General features: G+C 42.6%; 20 protein-coding genes. 13 read left to right on the top strand and 7 right to left on the bottom strand.

Going from position 1 to position 22,460, the window contains the following annotated elements; all coding sequences use genetic code 11:
* The first annotated feature begins 26 nt into the window (after nucleotides 1-26).
* The 11 genes from B5Y40_RS04575 (at nucleotide 27) to B5Y40_RS04625 (ending at nucleotide 13,009) form a co-directional block, all read left to right on the top strand.
* Nucleotides 27-1,490, top strand: a complete 1,464-nt coding sequence (locus tag B5Y40_RS04575; protein ID WP_079685513.1) for a UDP-N-acetylmuramoyl-L-alanyl-D-glutamate--2,6-diaminopimelate ligase — start codon at nucleotides 27-29, stop codon at nucleotides 1,488-1,490.
* A 54-nt stretch (nucleotides 1,491-1,544) separates the two neighbouring features.
* Entirely contained in the window at nucleotides 1,545-2,774 is a 1,230-nt protein-coding gene (mraY, locus tag B5Y40_RS04580) for a phospho-N-acetylmuramoyl-pentapeptide-transferase (RefSeq protein WP_079685514.1), read from the top strand.
* A gap of 4 nt (nucleotides 2,775-2,778) precedes the next feature.
* On the top strand, nucleotides 2,779-4,131 hold the full coding sequence (murD, locus tag B5Y40_RS04585; protein WP_079685515.1) for a UDP-N-acetylmuramoyl-L-alanine--D-glutamate ligase: 1,353 nt from the start codon (nucleotides 2,779-2,781) through the stop codon (nucleotides 4,129-4,131).
* Nucleotide 4,132: 1 nt separating this feature from the next.
* Entirely contained in the window at nucleotides 4,133-5,320 is a 1,188-nt protein-coding gene (locus B5Y40_RS04590; protein WP_079685516.1) for an FtsW/RodA/SpoVE family cell cycle protein, read from the top strand.
* Nucleotides 5,321-5,346: 26 nt separating this feature from the next.
* Nucleotides 5,347-6,462: an undecaprenyldiphospho-muramoylpentapeptide beta-N-acetylglucosaminyltransferase gene (gene murG / locus B5Y40_RS04595; protein ID WP_079685517.1), complete on the top strand. Its 1,116-nt coding sequence runs from the start codon at nucleotides 5,347-5,349 to the stop codon at nucleotides 6,460-6,462.
* Entirely contained in the window at nucleotides 6,463-7,857 is a 1,395-nt protein-coding gene (gene murC / locus B5Y40_RS04600) for a UDP-N-acetylmuramate--L-alanine ligase (RefSeq protein WP_079685518.1), read from the top strand.
* A complete protein-coding gene (locus B5Y40_RS04605; RefSeq protein WP_079685519.1) occupies nucleotides 7,847-8,611 on the top strand; it encodes a cell division protein FtsQ/DivIB in 765 nt (254 codons plus the stop codon). The genes murC and B5Y40_RS04605 overlap by 11 nt, the downstream gene beginning before the upstream one ends.
* 83 nt (nucleotides 8,612-8,694) lie before the next feature.
* Nucleotides 8,695-10,014 (top strand): cell division protein FtsA, encoded by a 1,320-nt coding sequence (gene ftsA, locus B5Y40_RS04610; protein ID WP_079685520.1) that lies wholly within the window; start codon nucleotides 8,695-8,697, stop codon nucleotides 10,012-10,014.
* 101 nt (nucleotides 10,015-10,115) lie between these two features.
* A complete protein-coding gene (ftsZ, locus tag B5Y40_RS04615; RefSeq protein ID WP_079685521.1) occupies nucleotides 10,116-11,672 on the top strand; it encodes a cell division protein FtsZ in 1,557 nt (518 codons plus the stop codon).
* 396 nt (nucleotides 11,673-12,068) lie between these two features.
* Entirely contained in the window at nucleotides 12,069-12,407 is a 339-nt protein-coding gene (locus tag B5Y40_RS04620; protein WP_079685522.1) for a PadR family transcriptional regulator, read from the top strand.
* Nucleotides 12,404-13,009, top strand: a complete 606-nt coding sequence (locus B5Y40_RS04625) for a hypothetical protein (RefSeq protein WP_079685523.1) — start codon at nucleotides 12,404-12,406, stop codon at nucleotides 13,007-13,009. The genes B5Y40_RS04620 and B5Y40_RS04625 overlap by 4 nt, the downstream gene beginning before the upstream one ends.
* A 65-nt stretch (nucleotides 13,010-13,074) precedes the next feature.
* Here B5Y40_RS04625 and B5Y40_RS04630 read toward each other — a convergent pair whose 3' ends face one another.
* The 3 genes from B5Y40_RS04630 to B5Y40_RS04640 form a co-directional block, all read right to left on the bottom strand.
* Nucleotides 13,075-13,806 (bottom strand): hypothetical protein, encoded by a 732-nt coding sequence (locus B5Y40_RS04630; RefSeq protein ID WP_079685524.1) that lies wholly within the window; start codon nucleotides 13,804-13,806, stop codon nucleotides 13,075-13,077.
* Between the two features lie 283 nt (nucleotides 13,807-14,089).
* On the bottom strand, nucleotides 14,090-14,725 hold the full coding sequence (gene nth / locus B5Y40_RS04635; RefSeq protein WP_079685525.1) for an endonuclease III: 636 nt from the start codon (nucleotides 14,723-14,725) through the stop codon (nucleotides 14,090-14,092).
* Nucleotides 14,726-14,768: 43 nt separating this feature from the next.
* Entirely contained in the window at nucleotides 14,769-15,980 is a 1,212-nt protein-coding gene (locus B5Y40_RS04640) for an exo-beta-N-acetylmuramidase NamZ family protein (protein WP_079685526.1), read from the bottom strand.
* A 109-nt stretch (nucleotides 15,981-16,089) separates the two neighbouring features.
* On the opposite strand from B5Y40_RS04640, the gene B5Y40_RS04645 reads away from it, so the two are divergent.
* Nucleotides 16,090-17,310 (top strand): ABC transporter permease, encoded by a 1,221-nt coding sequence (locus tag B5Y40_RS04645; RefSeq protein ID WP_245840470.1) that lies wholly within the window; start codon nucleotides 16,090-16,092, stop codon nucleotides 17,308-17,310.
* Between the two features lie 93 nt (nucleotides 17,311-17,403).
* Nucleotides 17,404-17,961, top strand: coding sequence for a hypothetical protein (locus B5Y40_RS04650; protein WP_079685527.1), 558 nt, complete (start codon nucleotides 17,404-17,406; stop codon nucleotides 17,959-17,961).
* Between the two features lie 54 nt (nucleotides 17,962-18,015).
* On the opposite strand, the gene B5Y40_RS04655 is transcribed toward B5Y40_RS04650, so the two are convergent.
* The 4 genes from B5Y40_RS04655 to B5Y40_RS04670 all read right to left on the bottom strand — a co-directional run bounded on the left by B5Y40_RS04655 (nucleotide 18,016) and on the right by B5Y40_RS04670 (nucleotide 22,328).
* Entirely contained in the window at nucleotides 18,016-18,768 is a 753-nt protein-coding gene (locus B5Y40_RS04655; RefSeq protein ID WP_079685528.1) for a polyprenol monophosphomannose synthase, read from the bottom strand.
* A 154-nt stretch (nucleotides 18,769-18,922) separates the two neighbouring features.
* Nucleotides 18,923-19,693: a succinate dehydrogenase/fumarate reductase iron-sulfur subunit gene (locus B5Y40_RS04660; protein ID WP_079685529.1), complete on the bottom strand. Its 771-nt coding sequence runs from the start codon at nucleotides 19,691-19,693 to the stop codon at nucleotides 18,923-18,925.
* Between the two features lies 1 nt (nucleotide 19,694).
* Complete coding sequence (locus tag B5Y40_RS04665) at nucleotides 19,695-21,617, bottom strand: fumarate reductase/succinate dehydrogenase flavoprotein subunit (RefSeq protein WP_079685530.1); 1,923 nt, start codon at nucleotides 21,615-21,617, stop codon at nucleotides 19,695-19,697.
* Nucleotides 21,618-21,653: 36 nt separating this feature from the next.
* Nucleotides 21,654-22,328 (bottom strand): succinate dehydrogenase cytochrome b subunit, encoded by a 675-nt coding sequence (locus B5Y40_RS04670; RefSeq protein ID WP_079685531.1) that lies wholly within the window; start codon nucleotides 22,326-22,328, stop codon nucleotides 21,654-21,656.
* Between the last annotated feature and the right edge of the window lie 132 nt (nucleotides 22,329-22,460).

The raw sequence follows: 22,460 nt of genomic DNA on the forward strand, positions 1-22,460 counted from the left end.
ATAAGTTTTTAGAGGATAAAGCAGACGTGGCTGAACTAAAAGATATACTATATAAAGTTTCCCTTACTTCCAGTTATGGCAACATGAGTGCGGAGGTTGCGGGTATATGCTTTGACTCGCGTAAAGTAAAGCCAGGTTCTCTATTTGTGGCAGTAAGAGGTACACTTTCTGACGGGCATGATTATATAGATACAGCAGTGCGGGCGGGTGCCGCCTCCGTTGTGTGTGAAAAATTACCCGGCATGATTGATGAAGCGGTAACGTATGTCACCGTAAAGGATAGCGCACAGGCGCTTGGACAAATCGCATCTAATTTTTATACCAATCCATCCGGTAAATTAAAGTTGACCGGTGTTACCGGTACCAATGGTAAGACTACTACTGCAACGTTGCTATACCAGCTCTTTACAAAGCTTGGCTATGCTGTTGGATTAATTTCTACAGTGGAAAACAGAATCGGCAGCACTGTAATTCCATCAACACATACTACACCGGATCCTATTCAACTGAATGATCTGTTAAACAAGATGGTTGAACAAGGATGTACGCATGTGTTCATGGAAGTAAGCTCGCATGCCGTAGATCAGGAACGTATAGCAGGGTTAAAGTTTGTAGGAGCAATTTTCACAAACATTACACACGATCATCTCGACTATCATAAAACATTTGAGAACTATATAAAGGCAAAGAAGAAATTCTTTGATGATCTGCCTGGTGATGCTTTTGCATTGGTGAATGCAGATGACAAGCGCGGCATGGTGATGCTTCAGAATACGAAAGGCACTAAATATACTTTCGGGTTGAAGAAGATGGTTGATTTCAAAGGAAAGATCATCACGAATTCTATTGAAGGACTTGAAATCGAAATCGGAGGGAAGAATGTTTGGTTTAAGATGATCGGTGATTTCAATGCTTACAATTTATTAGGAGTATATGGAGCTGCTGTATTGTTAGGCGAAGATGCTGATGATGTATTGACGAAACTTTCATCACTGCCAGGTGCTCCGGGAAGATTTGAACTTGTGATGCCCGGCTCGAAAGTAATAGCCATCGTTGACTATGCGCATACACCGGATGCTTTGAAAAATGTATTGGAGACCATCGCACAATTCCGTACGGGCAACGAGCAAGTGATAACCGTTGTAGGTTGTGGTGGCAATCGTGATAAAACCAAGCGGCCCTTGATGGCGTCTATCGCGTGTCGCTTAAGTGATAAAGTAGTGTTGACTTCAGATAATCCGCGTGATGAAGATCCGATGGAGATCATTCGCGAGATGCAGACTGGCGTAACACCTTCGGAGACGCGTAAGACACTGGTGATGGCCGACCGCGAGGAAGCAATTAAAACTGCATGCATGATGGCAAAGGAACATGACATCGTGTTGATCGCGGGAAAGGGTCATGAAGACTATCAGGAAATCAAAGGCGTTAAACATCCTTTTGATGATAGAAAAGTAGTGGAACGAATGCTTAAACTTTTTAGCAATTGATACCCGCTATAGTATGAATGATACATCAGTACATATAAACTTAGTTGATTAGAGATGCTGTACTATTTGTTTGATTATTTGAATTCGATGGATATACCGGGAGCCGGTGTATTCCAGTATATATCATTCCGCGCAGGAATGGCAGCATTCCTTTCTCTCCTGATCACCATTACATTCGGGAAGAATCTGATCAATTATTTGCGTAAAAAACAAGTAGGCGAAGACATACGCGACCTTGGTCTCGAAGGACAGATACAGAAAAAGGGCACACCTACAATGGGTGGATTGATCATCATCGCAGCCATTCTTATTCCAACGGTGCTGTTGGCAAGGCTGGATAATGTATATGTAGTGCTGTTGGTGATTGCAACGTGCTGGCTGGGTATTATCGGATTTCTGGATGACTATATCAAGGTGTTCCGTAAGAACAAAGAAGGACTTGCGGGACGTTTTAAAATTGTAGGACAAGTGGGTTTGGGATTGATTGTGGGCCTTACGCTATATTTCAATGAGTACGTTGTGGTACGTGAAGTAAGTCCGGCATCCTTGGCAAGCATTGAGGTTCAGGATTATCAGCAAGACCCTGATTCCAAGATTGAGTTCAAAGATGTAAAGTCAACAAAGACGACCGTTCCTTTCCTGAAGAATAACGAACTGGATTATGGTAAGATCTTACCATTTGTTCCGGAGAAATATACCTGGATTATATATGTGCTTGTGGTGATCGTTATTATCACGGCCGTATCGAACGGAGCAAACATAACGGATGGTATAGATGGACTTGCGGCGGGAACATCCGGAATTATAGGGCTTACGCTGGCGATCCTTGCATACTTGTCTGGTCGTATAGATTTCAGTAGTTACTTAAACATCATGTATATACCCAACTTGGCAGAACTTGTAATTTTCTGTACAGCGTTTGTAGGCGCATGCCTTGGCTTCCTTTGGTATAATGCATACCCGGCACAAGTGTTCATGGGCGATACTGGAAGTTTAACATTGGGAGGCGTTATCGCTGTGCTGGCATTAGCCGTGAGAAAAGAATTATTAATTCCTATACTCTGTGGAATTTTCCTGATTGAAAATCTTTCTGTGATTTTACAGGTGTCCTATTTCAAGTATACGAAGAAGAAATACGGTGAAGGAAGAAGAATATTTTTAATGTCTCCTTTACATCACCATTACCAAAAGAAAAATATTCACGAAGCGAAAATTGTAACACGCTTCTGGATTGCAGGTATATTATTAGCGATTGTAACCTTGGCAACATTGAAATTGAGATAGATCGATGAGCGAGCGGATAGTCATATTGGGTGGAGGCGAAAGCGGAACGGGAGCAGCATTGCTCGCGAAGCAGAAGGGCTATGACGTTTTTGTTTCGGACCAGGGACCCATCAAGGAGAAATATAAAACAGATCTTCAGACGAACGGAATTTCATTTGAAGAAAGTACACATACGGAAGCAGCTATACTCAATGCGCAGCTTGTTGTAAAAAGTCCCGGCATACCGGATAAAGCAGAGATCATTAAAAAGATCAAGGCTGCAAACATCCCGGTTATCGATGAGATCGAATTTGCTTCCCGCTATATCGATGGCAAGATTATCGCCATCACTGGAACAAACGGGAAGACAACAACAACGCTGCTGGTATATCATTTACTGAAGAGTGCAGGCTATAGCGTTGCCTTAGCCGGTAACGTTGGGTTTAGTCTTGCCAGGCAAGTTGCAGAAACCAGGTTTGACTGGTATGTACTTGAAGTAAGCAGCTTTCAATTGGATGGTACGAAAACATTCAAGCCTGAGATCGGTATACTGTTGAATATTACTCCCGATCACCTTGATCGCTATGAGTATACGATGCAGAAGTATATAGATTCCAAGTTTCGGTTGATTCAAAGCATGGATGCAAAGCTGCATTTTATATACTATGCTGACGATGCAACTATACAATCAGAGATTGAGAAGCGGACTATTTTGCCTTCACAGATCAAGGTTTCGTTGAAAAACGATGCGAAGACAAAGGCATACTTTGATGGCGAGAAAATGCAGTTCAGCCTCGCGGAAAATTTCGCACTGTCTCAATCACAAACCACGTTGAAAGGGCCACACAACCTGATTAACACAATGGCAGCAGTGTCCGCAGTATACCTGGCCGGTGTAAAGCTGGATGCAATTCTCGAAGGACTCAAAACTTTCAAGAATGCGCCTCATCGCCTTGAATCTATAGCGACCATTAAAGGTGTTGAGTTTGTAAATGATTCAAAGGCTACCAATGTAGATTCAGTGGTATATGCATTGGGAAGCTATAGCAAACCGTTGGTGTGGATTGCAGGTGGTGTAGATAAAGGAAATGACTATAACATCATAAAAGAAGAAGTTCGTAAGAAGGCTCGCGCGCTTATCTGCCTCGGTAAAGAGAACGATAAACTGAAGAAAGCTTTTGGTGATGTAGTTCCAACGATAAAAGAAACGCAAAGTGTTACCGAGTTGGTACATATAGCACTTGAGGTGGCGCAGGCAGGCGATGTAGTTCTTCTCTCCCCGGCATGTGCAAGTTTCGATCTCTTTAAAAATTACGAAGACCGTGGAGATCAGTTTAGAAAAGCAGTACTAGACTTAAAGAAAGAAGTGGAGGCATAGTATGGTTAAAGTAAAAGAGTGGGCCGACAAAAATCTGCAGGGTGATAAAGTTATCTGGGCAGTAGTCTTTGCATTGTCAATGATCAGTGTGCTGGTAGTATATAGCTCTATTGGTACGCTTGCATACAAACACGCACGGAGCCCGGAGTATATTTTGATAAAACATACGTTCACTGTACTTGCCGGCTTGGCTGCCATGTGGTTTGCTCATAAAATTGATTATCGCTACTACTCTAAGATTTCGAAGTTTGCATTGTGGATCAGCATTCCGTTGTTGATATATACGTTTACAAACGGTGTTACTTTAAATGATGCAGCACGCTGGATCCAGGTTCCGATCGTAGGTTCATTTCAACCTTCCGATTTTGCCAGCTTGGCATTGATCGTAAACCTGGCAAGTATGTTGTCCAAGCGTCAACAGAATATAGATGATATTAAAGAATCACTCATTCCTATACTGTTCTGGTGTGGAGTGATCTGTGGATTGATTGCACTTACCAACTTGTCAACTGCAGTGTTGTTGTTGATCACGTGTATGCTCATCATGTTCATTGGTCGTGTACCCACCAAGTATCTGGCGATGCTGATCTTTGTAGGACTTCTCTTCGGAGCACTCGCTATTAAGTTTGGTAGTCGCGGTGAGACTGCGAAAAACAGGATTACAAACTTTATCAATGGGACAGAACTTCCTTTCCAGGCAAAGCATGCACGCATTGCTGTAGCAACGGGAGGGATTGTAGGCAAAGGACCTGGTAACAGCGATCAACGAAATATACTTCCACATCCGTATTCAGATTTTGTGTACGCTATTGTGATTGAAGAATATGGAATGATGGGCGGAATTATAGTGCTCGCCCTATATCTACTGCTGCTCCATCGAGGGATGAAGGCATCCTATAATAGTGAACGCGCTTTCGGAGGATTACTTTCTGCGGGGCTATGTTTCGATCTCGTCTGTCAGGCCATGGTAAATATGGGCGTTGTGGTGGGACTCGGACCTATAACCGGTCAGCCGTTACCGTTGATTTCCATGGGGGGTACATCCATGGTGTTTACCGGATTGTCTATTGGAATAGTGTTGAGTGTAAGCCGTGGCGAGTTAGATCAGAACTGGCAGCAACAAACTGATGAAGTAAAAGAGAAAGAGCCAAAAGAAGCAAAGAACGTAGCAACGGCAAAAGCAGCATAAGTGTATATAGAGGTATAGATATATAATTGAAAAAATCACAACCATATCGACTGATTATTAGCGGAGGCGGAACAGGAGGGCATATCTTCCCGGCGGTGGCGATTGCGAATACATTCCGTGAACGTCATCCGGATGCAGAGATTCTGTTTGTGGGTGCACAAGGAAAAATGGAGATGACGCGTGTTCCGGAGGCAGGCTATAAAATAGTAGGTCTATGGATCAGCGGCTTACAACGGAAGCTGACGTTGTCAAACCTGTTGTTCCCAGTCAAGTTGATCACCAGTTTTCTGCGCGCGAGAAGTATAGTGAAGAAATTTAAGCCGCACGCAGTAGTAGGCACGGGAGGATATGCGAGCGGGCCGATCATGATTGCAGCGACACGTTTTAATATACCTTCTGTTATCCAGGAGCAGAATTCATTTGCCGGTCTTGCAAACAAGCAGGTAGCAGATAAAGTGAGTAAAGTATGTGTAGCATACGAGGGGATGGACAAATATTTTCCAAAAGCGAAAATTGTTTTTACCGGGAACCCTGTTCGTAAAGATATACTGAGTGCAGAGACGAAGCGTGAGAAAGGACTGAGTCACTTCGGTTTCGATGGTAATGTTAAAACGTTGCTCATCATTGGCGGAAGTCTGGGTGCAAGAACCATTAACGAAAGTATCTTTTCAGGAATAGAGAAGATCGCTGATGCCAGAATTCAGGTGATATGGCAAACCGGTAAAGGATACTTTGATATATATAAGGAGAAACTTGGCGAGTTTGATTTGCGTAAGATCCGCGTTCAGGACTTTGTCAAAGAGATGGACTTGGCGTACGCTGCCGCTGATGTTGTGATATCACGCTCCGGAGCGCTGGCTGTTTCAGAATTATGCATCGCGAAAAAAGCATGTATACTGGTGCCCTCTCCAAATGTAGCCGAAGACCATCAAACAAAAAATGCGATGGCATTAGTGGCAAAAGATGCAGCGTTACTGATCCCTGACAAGGAGGCCAATACACGACTGGTTGAAGAAGCACTGAAACTTTTGTTTGACGAAAGCCGTGCGGAAAAGCTTCGGTTAAATATAGCAACACTGGCAAAGCCACATGCTACCGAAGATATAGTGAATGAAATTGAAAAATTAATCGAAGCGAAGTAAGTGAAGATAGAACAATACGATAACGTTTATTTTCTTGGTATAGGAGGCATCGGCATGAGCGCGCTCGCGCGTTGGTTCATGAAGAAAGGATTGAAAGTATCCGGATACGACCGTACTTCCACCAAGCTTACCGTAGCCCTGGAGCAGGAAGGTATGAAGATCCACTACGATGATAACGTAGATCTCATTCCATCGGAAGTAATACAGCATAAAGATAAAACACTGGTAGTGTTTACTCCGGCTATACCGAAAGATCACCAGGAACATGCTTACCTGAAAGCGAATGACTATACGATTCTCAAACGCTCAGAAGTATTAGGACTGATCACGAAAGGGTATAAAACGATTGGCGTTGCCGGTACACATGGTAAGACGACTACGTCATCTATGGTAGCGCACATACTGAAGACTGCTGGAAAAAACATGGTGGGCTTCCTCGGAGGTATAACAACCAACTATAATTCCAATCTCGTGATGCAGGGTGAAGTAAATGCAGAGACGCTGGTTGTGGTAGAGGCCGATGAATTTGATCGTTCGTTCCTGCGGTTGTTTCCGGAGATCGCGGTGATTACATCCGCTGATGCAGATCACCTGGATATATATGGTGATCACGAAAGTTTGATCACCTCGTTCAAAGATTATATAAAGCAGATTAATAAAGGTGGTTCACTGATCATACACGAGTCTATAGCAGAATTACTTGCAGACGATGTAGATCACGTCACTAAAAATATATATAGCATGAGCCGGGGGCAATTTTTTGCCAGCAGCATTACCGCTAAGAGTGGATTTTTTGAGTTCGACCTCCATGGATTTGGCAAGGTTGAGTCGATCAGGCTTGGTGTCCCCGGTTTTCATAACATTGAAAACGCTATTGCTGCTTCAGTAGCTGCACACCTGTGTGGTGTGAACAGTGCTACTATCAAAAAAGCGTTGGAGTCTTTCACCGGTGTGAAGCGCAGATTTGAATTTGTTGTAAAGGGTAAGAAGGTAGTATATGTAGATGACTACGCGCATCACCCTACAGAGATTGAAGCGTTCCTGAAGTCCATGAAGTCCATGTACCCAAGGCGCAAGCTTACGGTTATATTCCAGCCGCATTTATTTTCGCGGACGCGTGATTTTGCAGAGGGCTTTTCAAAAAGCTTAAGCCTCGCAGACGAACTCTTCCTGATGGATATATACCCAGCTCGCGAACTTCCGATTCCCGGTGTAGATTCGGATATGCTCTTCAAGGATGTAACAAGTCCCGTGAAAGTACGATGCAATAAAAGTGATTTGATGGCGAAGCTTGAACAAAGCGACCTCGATATAATAGTAACAGTAGGAGCGGGTGATATAGATACATTTATAGAGCCTATAAAAGAATTGGTGTTGAGGAAGTATGAAGTTTAAGTTTAACCTGAAGCGTGAAATAAAGATTGGTGCTGCTATACTCGTTATACTGGCGATCATTGCTTTTACAGAGCGCAGAAGAGGTGAGGTCTCCATTAAAGATATATCTGTCAAAATAGACAACGTTCATGAAAATCATTTCCTGGACGAAGCTGATGTGATGGATCTGATGCAGCTTAATCAGCAAAACCTGAAAGGTGCCGAGATGACTTCGGTAAATCTGAAGGATATAGAGAAGCGGGTGAAAGCAGAGCCGTTTATACGGGATGCTCAGTTATATAGTGACCTGAAGGGAAATGTGGTAGTGAGCGTAGAACTGCGCAGGCCGATCGCGCGCATTGTACGCAACGATGGCCCGGATGGATATATAGCAGAAGATGGAAGAGTGATGCCGGTGTCAGATAAGTTTACATCGCGTGTTGTTTTAATCAGCGGAGGCTATATACGACAACTGCTGAAGCAGAAGACCGTAGACGAAACGGAAGAGGGAGCGCAGCTGATGGAGTTGATCAAAGCTATTCGTGACGATGAATTCTGGAGTGCACAGATCGCACAACTGGACATCGATAGTAAAGCAAGGATCACGATGTTTTCACAGGTAGGCGATGAACGCATTGAGTTCGGTAAGCCGGATAACCTGGAGGTGAAGTTCAGTAAGTTGAAGATCTTCTATAAAGAAATTCTTCCGAGAATGGGCTGGAATAAATATAAGCGTGTAAATCTGGAATACGAAGGACAGATTGTAGCGGAATAGGAAACGAAAATCATATATAGGTAACACTATATGTGAGCATAAAACAAGAATACAAACAACCACTATAAAAAAAGTTTACAACCATGGGAAACGAAAAAATAGTAGTAGGGCTCGACATCGGCACAACAAAGATCTGTGCTATTGTCGGTCGTAAGAATGAGTTCGGAAAGCTGGAGGTTCTCGGTATGGGTAAAGCTGAGTCTGAAGGCGTGGTGAAAGGCATTGTTTTTAATATCGATAAGACTGTATATGCGATTGAGAAAGCAATTAAAGATGCAGGTGACCAGGCGGGTATAGATATAGGTGTGGTAAACGTTGGTATAGCCGGTCAGCACATCCGCAGCTTCATTCAACATGGTGGTATAACACGTACGTCTAAGGAAGATGAAATTACAATAGCAGATGTAGAACGTCTCACGCAGGATATGTATCGCATGGTTGTTCCTCCGGGAAGCCAGATCATCCACGTGATGCCACAAGACTATATGGTTGATTACGAAGAAGGAATCAAAGAACCAGTAGGTATGTCGGGCGTTCGGTTGGAAGCTGATTTTCACATCATCACCGCGCAGACCAACGCGATCAACAACATTAATAAATGTGTTCGCAGAACAGGGCTTGAAATCGATGACCTTATCCTGGAGCCATTGGCGTCTAGCCTGGCCGTGTTAAACGATGAAGAAAAAGAAGCGGGAGTTTGCCTCATCGACATTGGTGGTGGTACAACAGACATCGCTATATTTTATGATAACATTATTCGGCATACAGCTGTGATTCCATTCGGTGGTAACATTATCACGAATGATATCAAGCAAGGGTTGATGGTGTTGCCTCAGCAGGCAGAGCAACTGAAAACCCGTTTCGGTAAAGCTATAGCAGAAGAGGCAAGTCCAAATGAAATCGTTTCAATTCCCGGCATCCGTAATCGTGCAGCGAAAGAAATCTCTGTAAAGAATCTTTCCAACATTATCGAAGCACGCATGGAAGAGATTATTGAAATGGCACATGCAGAAATTATAAGTTCAGGTTTTGAGAATAGATTGGCTGGCGGAATCGTGATCACCGGTGGAGGAGCGCAATTAGCAAACCTCAAGCAATTGGTAGAGTATATGACAGGTATGGATACCCGGATCGGTTATCCTAACGAACATCTTGGCAAGAGTAAAATTGAAGCGATGAAAAGCCCTATGTATGCTACGGCAGTAGGGTTGGTACTCGCAGGATTCAGATCCCTTGACGAACGTGAAGATCGTTATAAGGAAGCGCGTGAAGTAATAGCAGTAAAAAATGCAGCTGCTGTGAAACCGAAGAAGCCCGTATCATCGAAAAGTTTTTTCAACGACATTTTGAATAAGACAAAAAGTTTGTTGATCGATGACTTAGACGGAAAGAACGAATATTAGAGGAGGATCGGAAATTTAGCGTTGAATATATAGATATAGTATATATTTTTGAATGCTGATCCTAATGTAAAAAAAGAAACAACCACTAAAAGTTTATAATCATGTTCGAAACAGGATCCTACAAATTTGAAGTTCCGAAACATAGCCTTACCCGATCGATCATTAAAGTGATAGGTGTAGGCGGTGGCGGAAGCAATGCTGTAAATCACATGTATAAGCAAGGCATCAAAGATGTTGAGTTTATTGTGTGTAACACGGATAACCAGGCGCTGAATGGAAGCCCTGTCCCTAGTAAACTTCAGATCGGCACAAACCTTACAGAAGGTTTAGGTTGTGGCGCGAATCCGGAAGTTGGTAAGAATGCAGCACTCGAAAGTAAAGAACAGATACGCGAGATGCTGAACGGTACTAAAATGGTTTTTGTAACGGCCGGTATGGGCGGAGGAACGGGTACAGGTGCTGCTCCGGTGATTGCCAAGATCGCTAAGGATATGGACATCCTTACAGTCGGTATCGTTACAGCTCCTTTCGGATTCGAAGGTAAAAAGAAAACCACGCAAGCTGAGTTGGGTATAGAAGCTCTTCGTCAGAACTGCGATACAGTACTTGTAATTTTGAATGATAAGCTGCGCGAGATCTATGGAAATCTTTCCATCAATCAGGCTTTCGCGCAAGCCGATAATATATTAACCACTGCAGCCAAAGGTATAGCAGAGATTATCACGCTTGCAGGCTACGTAAACGTAGACTTCCAGGATGTGCGCACGGTTATGCTCAATGCAGGTGCTGCCGTAATGGGCTCTGTTGAAACACGCGGAGACAGCCGCGCGAAGAAAGCTGCTGAAGGTGCTCTATCCTCTCCGTTGCTTGACAGCCGTAACATTATGGGCGCCAAGAAAATTCTTCTTTCCATCATCTCTGGTGTGGAAGCAGAACTGCAGATGGATGAACTGTCAGAGATCACAGAATATATACAGGAGCAAGCCGGTGAAGAAGCAGAGATGATCTTTGGTCACGGTGTTGATCCTGACCTGGGTGACAGAATTCGTGTAACGGTTATTGCTACCGGATTTCAAAGCGAATCTAAAATCGCTGTGAAGAAACAGGATGATGTAAAGAAAGTACATGACCTCGATCGTTCACAAGGATGGCTTTTCAATGGCGCTGATACTTCTATCAATGAGAAGAAAGACCTGGAATTGAAAACAAGACCTGAGCCCAAGCAAGATAAAGGTGAAGACAAGCCACAGGAACGCGAAGTAACGTTCAGTGGTCCGTTCAACAAAATCGAGCAGCCGTCTTCACGCATAAATGAAGATGAGGACGATGCGCTTTTCAAAGACGATGACTTTGATGTAAATTCTGTTCAGTATGGCGATCAGGTCATCAATGATGATGGCATGATGGAGTTGCGTACAACGAAGCAACGCCTTCAACAACAGGCAAGAGAGCGTCAGGAGAAAATAAAGCAGGCTCGTAAATCAGAGATGACGAAAGAAGAGTTCAATGAGAAATGGGCATTGCCGGCATACTTGCGCAGAGGTGTAAAGATGCAGGATGTTCCACATTCATCAGAGCCCTTCATTTCAAAGTATAATCTGAATGATGATAATAACATTCTCGGTAATAATAAATTTTTACATGATAATGTAGATTAAGGAAGGTATATACTGCCAAAGTATATATCTGATGTAAGATATGGCACTCCGGTAATGACAGGTCATTTACTCCATTCGTAGTGGTTGTTGGTTGTAAATATTTTTTGCCGGTTCCGGGTGCCAATTTTTTAAAGTGTAGTAGCGCGAATTTTTTGTTTGCCTGTATTTAATTTAGCAAACCCCGCGCAAGGCAATGCCGGACGTTAACCACGTCCGGCATTTGTTTTTTATACTTATATCAAGCTATGTCTAGCCTGAATTACTGAGTTATTCATTCAATCTGTATGCTTCTAATATTTTTTTGCCCAATCAATAGTTCGCTAGAGGCAAGTACAACCGTTGATTTTTAATTAGCATCTTGTTTTGATACATCATAATTCTATGTATATTTAATCTATGTATTCGAAAGAACTGCTAAAAGGCACGCTTACAGCCATTATTTTAAAATTGCTGGCTGAAAATGAAAAGATGTACGGGTATGAAATTTCACTGCATGTGAAAGAACTGACCGGTGGAAAAATTCATTTGAAAGATGGCTCGCTCTATCCGGCCCTTCAGAAAATGACTGCTGATGGACTACTCTCTTTTAAAGAGGAATATATAGGGAAGCGCATTCGCAAATATTATTACCTGACTAAAAAAGGGCAGAAGGAAAAGATTGCTTACCTGGAAGAGCTGAAAGATTTCATGATCACACTCAACAAGATTGTGTTTCCTCAAATTAAAACAGCATGAAACTGTCAGACGAACAGGTTGAGTATATACGTAATCGCATCAGGCGTAGTGGCATAGAGATTACCTCTTTACAGGATGATGTGCTTGATCATTTGTGTTGTGAAGTAGAGAAGAAAATGGAAGAGAAAGTTACACTTGATGCTGCGCTCACAGAAGCTATTCAGCAACTGGCTCCGGAAGGACTCGCGGAACTTGAACAGGAGACACTCGTTTTATTAAACTCTAAAATAATCACCATGAAAAAAGTTATGTATGGAATCGGTCTTGTTTCTACCAGCAGTATGAGTATAGGGCTAACGTTTAAAATTTTACATATGCCAGGAGGCGACCAATTGGTAACGTATGGTTTCCTCACCTTTGCACTCATATTTCTGCCATTGGTGGTAACGAGTTATTTTAAAGTAAATATACAGGCCGGATGGTCCGATAAACTAAGGATCGTCTTGGGTATAGTTAGTGCATTAGCTACAGGTTTGTCCGTTGTATTTAAATTATTTCATCTGCAAGGAGCAGACATCTTGCTGCTATCAGGTGCCGCTGTATTCAGCTTTGGATTTCTTCCGTTCCTGTTTTTTACGATGTATAAAAAATCTCTTTCTTGATTAAAAGAAAAACCGCACCGGGTAGTTATCCCAGTGCGGTTTTCTTTATTAACTATATTTAGCTCTTAGAATTTCGCAGATTTCTTAACGATCTTACCAAGCTTACCCTTAAGCTCTTCGAATAATGCTTCAGTTGCATCTTCGCAGAGTGGTTGTATCTTTTTAACGTTCATAATGGGAACACCAAGGGCAGCAGGTACTTTTCCTTTCGATACACCTCTTTCGCGGATCCGGAATACTTTATCACACTTCTTATCATAAAGGAACATGTTCAGATATGCAACGGCTCCGGCCATCATACCCATGGCGCGTGACTCAAATTCATAGTCCATCGTAACAAACAAAATCGCATCGGCATCAGGAAAAATCTTGGCAAGATTGCAAGGGTCTTGTTTCTCTTCGCTTAACAAGCCTTGCTTGTCACCGTACGCCCAAATCATTCCGGGTATAACAGCATACTGAATGCCCATCGATTTATTAAAACCACTCGCAGTGTCCATGAGCATTACAGACTTGTAGTTCTGATACTCGGTGTTACTGCTGATCTCTTTGGCATCAATAAGTTTAAAGGGGAAATCTTTGGCAAACTCGTTTACAAAACGTGCATATGCCTTTTCAACGAGAGGCTGAAGATTAAAAGCAGGGTCTTTCATTAATGATTCGCCTAACGTGGACATACCAGTGCCACCAATTTTCTTGTCACCAAAGAAGGTAACTAATGCTACACGTTTGTCCTGTGCGTAGGAGCTTGCTGTAATAGCCACTAGCATCAGGATTGATAAAGTAAATTTTTTCATAAGGTTGGTTTCAATTCGGTCAGGTGAACTTGTATAGTATACTATGCATATACGTGCGCAATGATATGAATTAAGTTTCCTTTACTTTGATAAGAAAGAAGAGAGAACTTACATGATTTATGGCTACCGGGTAATGTGGTATACTAGGCTAAGTATAGGCTATACATAGTCATTCTTTTCGGGTAACGCCTTGTTCTTTTGAGTTTTGGTGTAATTATCTCTTGTTGTAATTAGCCCGAATGCCGGGAATGTATTTTTCTATATAGCTGACGTCTATAGCTAATTAGTCTCTAAGTTCTTTGCGCATATACTTTGAACATATAGGGCAGTCCGTCCAGATATGTCCGCGAGCCGGACAGAATTTTCTTCCGAAGTATATAAATTGCAAATGTGCTTTGTTCCATTTCTCTTCAGGAATCAAACGCTTAAGATCATGCTCGGTTTGCTCTACACTTTTTCCATTCGTTAATGCCCACCGATACGCCAGGCGATGAATGTGTGTGTCTACAGGAAATGCGGGTAATCCAAACCACTGTGTCATAACCACCGATGCTGTTTTGTGTCCTACGGCCGGCAACTCTTCCAGTGCTTCGAAAGTATTGGGCACTTCGCCGTTATACTTATCGATCAGGATTTTTGAAAGGCCATATATACCTTTCGATTTCATAGGAGAAAGACCACAAGGTCTTATGATATCCTGGATTTCTTCCTGTGACATCTTGATCATATCAAAAGGATTATCAGCCCGCTTGAAAAGTGTCGGTGTTGTTTTGTTCACACGCTCATCCGTACACTGTGCTGATAACAGCACCGAGATTAATAACGTATAGGCATCTTTGTGATAAAGCGGAACCTCAGGGTCAGGAAAATGATGGTCGAGTATAGAAAGAATATCCTTTACTTTTTCAGCCTTGGTCATAGCACGGATTCCAGATCGGTATATATAGTTTATGTTGTGGTCATTAAGGATAGAGAAGATATTTCTCTCTTTTCTTTTTATACTCCTCCAGTCCAGGTTTCCACGTCTCGCGAATCTGGTCTTCTGTGAGACCGTCTTTAATTTGTTGCTTCAGCACAGTTGTGCCTGCCAACGTATCAAAGTATGGTACAAAGAATTTCTCCTTATCAGGATATGCTTTGTATAGCTTGATCACATAACTCAGGTCGATTCTTTTTACAATCGGTGCATTCCGGAGATCAAGTCCATAGCAAAGTTTATTTTCAAGAGGCGGTGTTGTTGACATGCCTGGTATACTGACTGGTGTAAATTGAAACGGCATGCCCTTGAGTTCAGGATTCCCTAATATCTGAAACGGTATCTGCGTTCCGCGGCCAACACTGATTACCGTTCCTTCAAATAAGCATATAGAAGGATATAGTCTGATCGCCTGGTCGTTCGGAAGATTCGGAGACGGCCTTACGGGTAGTGAATAATCATCCGTGTGCTTCCAGTTTTTTAAGGGTATAATTTCTATTTCGCATTGGATATGGTTTGCAAGCCATCCTTCGCCGTTAATCATTTTTGCCAACTCACCAACGGTTAGTCCATGCGTGATCGGTATGGCGTGCATTGCTACCAATGATTTGAGCGGATATAAATTGATTGGACCATCTATATATGCGTTAGGATTCGGGCGATCGAGGATGATCATTTTCTTCTTTTGTTCCGCACAGGCTTCCATCATATAATGCATGGTGCTGATATAGGTATAGAACCTCGTGCCTACATCCTGGATGTCGAATACGACTATATCTACATCACTGAGTTGTTCCGGTGTAGGTTTATAGTTCTTTCCATAGAGTGAAACTACACGTAAGCCGGTTTTACTGTCAGCAGCATCCTTCACGTATTCACCATCCGCAGCCGCTCCGCGAAAACCGTGCTCAGGACCAAAGATCTTTACCAGGTTTACACCCAGACTTTTCAAAGTATCTGCCAGATGTGTTTTACCCACGATGGAAGTTTGATTTACCACAAGCGCAACACGGCTACGCTGAAGTTTGCTGAGTAGTATATCAAGTTGTTCGGCACCTAAAACAAGTTTTGGTGCTGCCTTAGTCTCCGGTGGTGGCTGTTGCGTAACAGGCTCTTGCGCTGGTGGAGTAGTGATAGTCTTTGGACTGCGGCATGCAAAGCCGATCAACAAGAAGAGGAATACTATTTTTACTTTCATACGAGTTGTTGCATGATCGAATCAGGGATTCATAAAGTGCATTTGATTATGGGCTTTTCAAATCCTATTTTGCATCGAATCATTGCGCTGAAAAGTTAGTAAGAAGAACTTGAACCTTTCGTATTTCATATCCAAAAGAATAAGCCGCGAACAAAAACAAGGCTTCTCATCTACCATCCACAAGATTGCTATCTTCAGTATTGGTATTGGGTTGGGTGCTGCTATTGTTTCATTCCTGATCATGAAAGGTTTTCAGGAGACTGTAAAGAACAAGATCTATAGTTTCAGTGGCCACCTCGTTGTGACACGGTTCACAATGAATAACTCAACGGACGAGCAGCCGATGAAGTATGGCATTGATGTATATAAGCATCCTGATAAATATCCGAATGTGCGTCATGTGCAGGAGTTCTCACACAAAGCCGGTCTTGTAAAAACGGATACTGAAGTGTTGGGAGTTGTGATGAAAGGTGTTGGTAAAAGCTTTGATGTTAAATCTTTCGAGGAAAATTTACTGGAAGGTAAGTTTATACAGTTTCAGGATTCGGGTTATGCGAATCAGGTTGTGATCAGCAAGATTATTTCCGACAAGCTCAACATCAAGACTGGAGATAATATCATCGTACATTTTTTTCAGAACCCGCCACGGTTCAGGAAGTTGAAAGTTACCGGTATCTATGAAACGAATCTCTCCGAGTATTTTGATAGCAAAGTAATTATAGGAGATATACGTTTGATTCAACGACTGAATGATTGGTCTGATAGCCTGGCAGGAGGTCTGGAAATTTTCACGAAAGACGTTGACCGTATCGATGATGCAGGGATGGCTATTGGTCAGGCCATGGATTTTGATTTAAACATTGAGCGTGTAAGCGATCGCTATCAACAAGTATTTGAGTGGCTGAATCTTTTAAGCAGACAGGTAAACATTCTGCTTGGCATTATACTTACCGTGGTTTGCGTGAATATGATTTCCATCGTGTTAATCCTGGTGATGGAGCGAACACAGATGATCGGAATGTTAAAAGCGTTGGGTGGAGGTGATAAACTGATCCGTTCAATTTTCGTATACCAGGGTATAAGCCTGATTCTGAAAGGACTAATGCTTGGCAATGCGATTGGTCTTGGGCTTTGTTATCTGCAATATCAGTTCAAATTTATTAAATTGAATCCACACGATTATTACATGAGCGTTGTGCCCATTAGCTGGCATTGGGAAATCGTAGGGCTGTTAAACCTCACCACGTTTTTAGTCGTTACAGTGGTGTTATTAGTACCAACCATGGTTATTACGCGTGTTAGTCCTATAAAGGCTATTCGTTTTGACTAATGTTAATCAATGTTAATAATCGTTTAAACTTCAAATAATTTTCTACTTTTGTTAAAGTAAGGAGCCCACCTTATACAGAAATGTTTTAATGTCATGCAATTAAAATTCAAAAATCCTGTCAGGCCTGACCTGACTTCAACAATCCAGAAACGAAACCGCAGGCTTCAGGCATTTTTTAATGCTAAAAACCTCGATGTGCGGTTGCACGGCGATGCCCAAAATCCGCTCATGGTATTGTGCGGATGTGTTGGCCTGTCTGCTTATGTTCACAACTTCGACCTGCGTATGTTGGATAAGCCCAACCAAGGTGAAGTGATGCGAATTTTTAAGCTGACGGAAATTGTACAAGGTACACGTGAAGAAGTTGTAGAGTGGTTGCAGAAGTATCCGCAAATGCCACTGTATCGCATTCAACACGCAAACAGCAAGTTGTTTTTATGTGGTTTTAACTTTGTTGATCGTGAGCAGAAACTCGGTCGTTATCCTGTTTTTGCAAGAGAAGATTATCACATCTACAAACAACGTGAAGCTGCGGAAGACATTCTCAACATGTTAAAAGAAGATGGCTATGAAGCCGAAATCACTGAGCCGGATTTGGAGTTGGTGAAGTCGCACGTAGGCCCAATCACTTTTGTGGGTTTAGAAGAATAACTTCAGCAAAAGAGTTTGACAAAGTGGTTGATTCGGAAATGGATCAACCATTTTTTATGACTGGGCAGGTATATATTTCTTAAACCAGCTTTGGATGGTCATCTGCAAAACTCCAAAGAAAGCTTCTTTAAATATACCGGGCGACATTTTGGATTCGCCGCGTGTTCGATCTGTAAAAATGATAGGCACCTCTTTTAAGGTAAAGCCAAATTTCCAGGCTATAAATTTCATTTCAATCTGGAAAGCATAGCCTACAAACTTGATCTGATCCAGCGCTATGGTTTCTAATACTTTTCGGCTATAGCATACAAAGCCTGCTGTTGTATCATGCACCGGTATACTGGTGATGAGGCGAACGTAGCTGCTGGCAAAGTAGGAGAGAAGCACGCGGCCCATAGGCCAGTTTACTACATTTACACCTGTAGCATAGCGCGAGCCTATTGAAACATCACTTCCAAATTCTGCACATGAAAGATATAGGTGTACCAGATCTTTCGGATCGTGTGAAAAGTCTGCGTCCATCTCCAGGATGTAATCGTAACCCTTCTCTAAAGCAAACTTAAACCCGGTGATATAGGCAGTACCCAAGCCAAGTTTACCGGGCCGTTTTAAGAGATGAAGTTTTTTATTTCCCGGAGTATTATAGTCTTCTTGTAACTCTTCAACGATCTGAGCTGTTCCATCCGGAGAATTATCGTCAACGATCAGGATGTGAAATTCTTTTGGCAGACTGAAAACCGTATCGATGATCGAACGAATGTTCTCCCGTTCCTTATAGGTAGGAATTATGACGATAGCATTACTCACGGTTTTCCTTTGGTTACTGGCAAATCTATAAAAACTAAAAATCTAAACAATCGATTTTCGAATTAGTGTAAGCGCAAACACTCAATTTTTAAGAAATAAAAAACCCTGACGTTCAAGTCAGGGTTTTTTATTTATCCAATTCAATTATTGCGGTTTAATCTCCTCCGCCTTTTGATACAATTTCATAAGAGCTCAGGGAAGCAGCGAAATACTCACGGTTCATTCGCGCAATGTTTGTGAGGCTGATGCCTTTCGGACATTCAGCTTCGCAAGCACCTGTATTGGTACATGCTCCAAAGCCTTCGGAGTCCATTTGAGCTACCATTCTTTCTACACGCTCTTTACGCTCAGGTTTACCTTGTGGCAACAAGGCTAGTTGAGAAACTTTAGCACTCACGAATAACATGGCTGAAGCATTTTTGCAGGCTGCAACACACGCACCACAACCAATACAAGCCGCGGCATCCATAGCTTCATCTGCTACTTTTTTAGGAATTGGTATTTCGTTACCATCGGGTACACCACCGGTGTTAACCGATACATAACCTCCGGATTGTTGTATGCGATCAAACGCTGCACGATCTACTACGAGATCGCGGATCACTGGAAAAGCTTTCGCTCTCCAAGGTTCAATCACAATGCTATCGCCATCCTGGAACGAGCGCATGTGTAGCTGACACGTTGTAGTTTGTTGAGGACCATGTGGTCGTCCGTTGATATATAGGCTGCAAGCGCCACATATACCTTCACGACAATCATGATCGAATGCTACTGATTCTTCTCCTTTGCTGATGAGATCGCCATTCAATACATCAAGCATTTCCAGAAACGACATGTCAGGAGAAACATGATCTAACTGATATGTTTTAAAGGAGCCCTTTGTAGCGTTATTTTTTTGTCTCCAGATTTTGAGCGTAATCTTCATATTACTTGTAACTCCGTTGAGTCAGTTTAACATTTTCGAACTTCAACTCTTCTTTATGCAGTACTTCAGGTTGGCCTTCTCCTTTATACTCCCATGCTGATACATAAGCAAATTCATCGTCTTTGCGTTGTGCTTCTCCATCCGGAGTTTGTGATTCTTCACGGAAGTGGCCACCACATGATTCACCACGGTTCAAAGCATCGTCTACCATCAATTCACCAAGCTCGATAAAATCTGCTACACGAAGAGCTTTTTCTAACTCCTGGTTTAATTCATCTGAACCTCCCAGTACATTTACATTTTCCCAGAACTCTGCTTTCAAAGCCTGGATTTTTCCTTTCGCTATTTTCAAACCTTCTGCATTGCGCGACATGCCGCAATACTCCCACATGATATGACCAAGATCACGATGCAGGTGATCAACTGTTTTCTTGCCTTTTATACTCAGCAGTTTGTTGATGGTACTGGTAGCTTTATCAATGGCTTCTTTAAATTCAGGACGATCGGTACTGATTTTTGCAGATGATGTACCTGCGAGGTAATCACCTATAGTATATGGAATCACGAAGTATCCATCGGCAAGACCTTGCATCAAGGCACTCGCGCCAAGACGGTTCGCACCATGATCCGAGAAGTTTGCTTCGCCCAATGCATATAGACCAGGAACAGAGGTCATCAAATTATAGTCAACCCAAAGGCCACCCATAGTATAGTGAACCGCAGGGTATATCATCATCGGTACTTCGTAAGGATTATCGCCTGTGATCTGCTTGTACATATCGAACAGGTTACCATACTTCGCTTCAATTGTTTTTCTTCCGTCACGCTTGATAGCATCCGCGAAGTCAAGGAATACAGCAAGTCCTGTAGGGCCTACACCTCTTCCTTCATCACACATATACTTTGCATTGCGTGATGCCACATCGCGTGGTACAAGGTTACCAAAAGAGGGATATTTACGTTCGAGGAAATAATCTCTGTCTGCTTCCGGAATGCTCGCTGCATCTTTAGCCTTAAGTCCTGGCTTGGCAACTTTAGGCACCCACACTCTACCATCGTTACGCAATGACTCAGACATCAACGTAAGTTTAGACTGATGGTCACCGGATACAGGAATACATGTAGGGTGAATTTGTGTATAGCAAGGGTTGCCAAACAAAGCACCTTTCTTGTGTGCTCTCCATGCAGCCGTTACGTTGGAACCTTTAGCATTTGTTGAAAGATAAAACACGTTACCATAGCCACCGGTACACAACAATACAGCGTGTGCACTATGCGCTTCAATTTTTCCGGTAACGAGATCGCGTACAACAATACCTTTTGCTTGTCCGTCAACCAGTACTACATCCAGCATCTCGGTGCGGGTATACATCTTTACTTTACCGTTCGAGATCTGGCGGTTAAGAGCAGAGTAAGCACCCAGCAAAAGTTGTTGTCCGGTTTGCCCGCGTGCATAGAATGTACGCGATACCTGTGCACCACCGAAAGAACGGTTTGCAAGAAGTCCGCCATATTCACGTGCGAACGGTACACCTTGTGCTACGCATTGGTCAATGATGTTTACACTGACTTCTGCAAGACGGTGAACATTACCTTCGCGTGCGCGGTAGTCACCACCTTTTATAGTATCGTAAAAAAGACGGTAAACACTATCACCGTCATTCTGATAATTCTTGGCGGCATTTATACCACCTTGTGCAGCTATACTATGCGCTCTGCGAGGGCTATCCTGGAAACAGAATGCTTTCACATTATAGCCAAGTTCGGCCAGCGATGCAGCAGCAGATGCTCCGGCAAGACCGGTACCTACTACAATCACATCATACTTTCTTTTATTAGAAGGATTTACAAGCTTCAGATTGAACTTGTGTTTCGTCCACTTCTCAGCTAAAGGACCTTCCGGAATTTTGGAATCTAATTTCATACGCTGTTTGCGCTTAATTTAATTCGTGATACTTGATTAATGAAGATACATCCAGATCGGAATGAGTGCGAAGAGTGCGGGAACAATGATCGCGAATGCTTTTCCGACAAAGCTAATAACAGGATTATACTTCAGATGGTTTACGCCAAGTGTTTGAAATGCACTCGCGAAGCCATGCCATAAGTGAAAGGCCAGCGCCACCATGCTAACCACATAGATAATAACCCACAACGGTTGTGTATAAGCGAAATCAACTGTGGCAAACAGATCTTTCACATCTTCGCCATCGTAATTTTTGGTTGGTATACCCCCCCAATGCATTTGATACCAGAAGCCTTGCAAGTGTATCACCAGGAAGATCAGGATCAACGTACCCAGTATACCCATGTTACGGGAAGTCCAGGGTGAAGAGTTTTTACTAACTGCATATCTTTCTACACCACGCGCTGCGTAGTTCTTTCGCGTAAGGAGTAATGCCCAGATAACGTGAAGGATAATGCAGGCGTAGTTTACATAGGAAACCGTTTTAATCAACGGGTTCGAAGTCATGAACTTCGCGTAGACGTTAAAAGCGTGCCCCTCATCTTCCTTTAATAATTGAAGATTTCCAATTAAGTGAATGACAAGAAAAAGAATAAGAAACAGACCTGTTAAGGCCATGAATAGTTTTCTGCCCAGTGTGCTGGTCAGAAGCTTGGTGAACCAATTCATAATTGACTTTTCAGAATTTTTGCGAAAAATACTCTGCAAAGCCTATTTCACCAAGACTAACTATACTTTATAGAAATTCTAAATAGAAATTTTAGAGAGATGTGTTGATCTAGAGAAGCAGTTCGAACATTA

The sequence above is a fragment of the Ohtaekwangia koreensis genome (assembly GCF_900167975.1).
Lineage (GTDB): Bacteria > Bacteroidota > Bacteroidia > Cytophagales > Cyclobacteriaceae > Ohtaekwangia > Ohtaekwangia koreensis.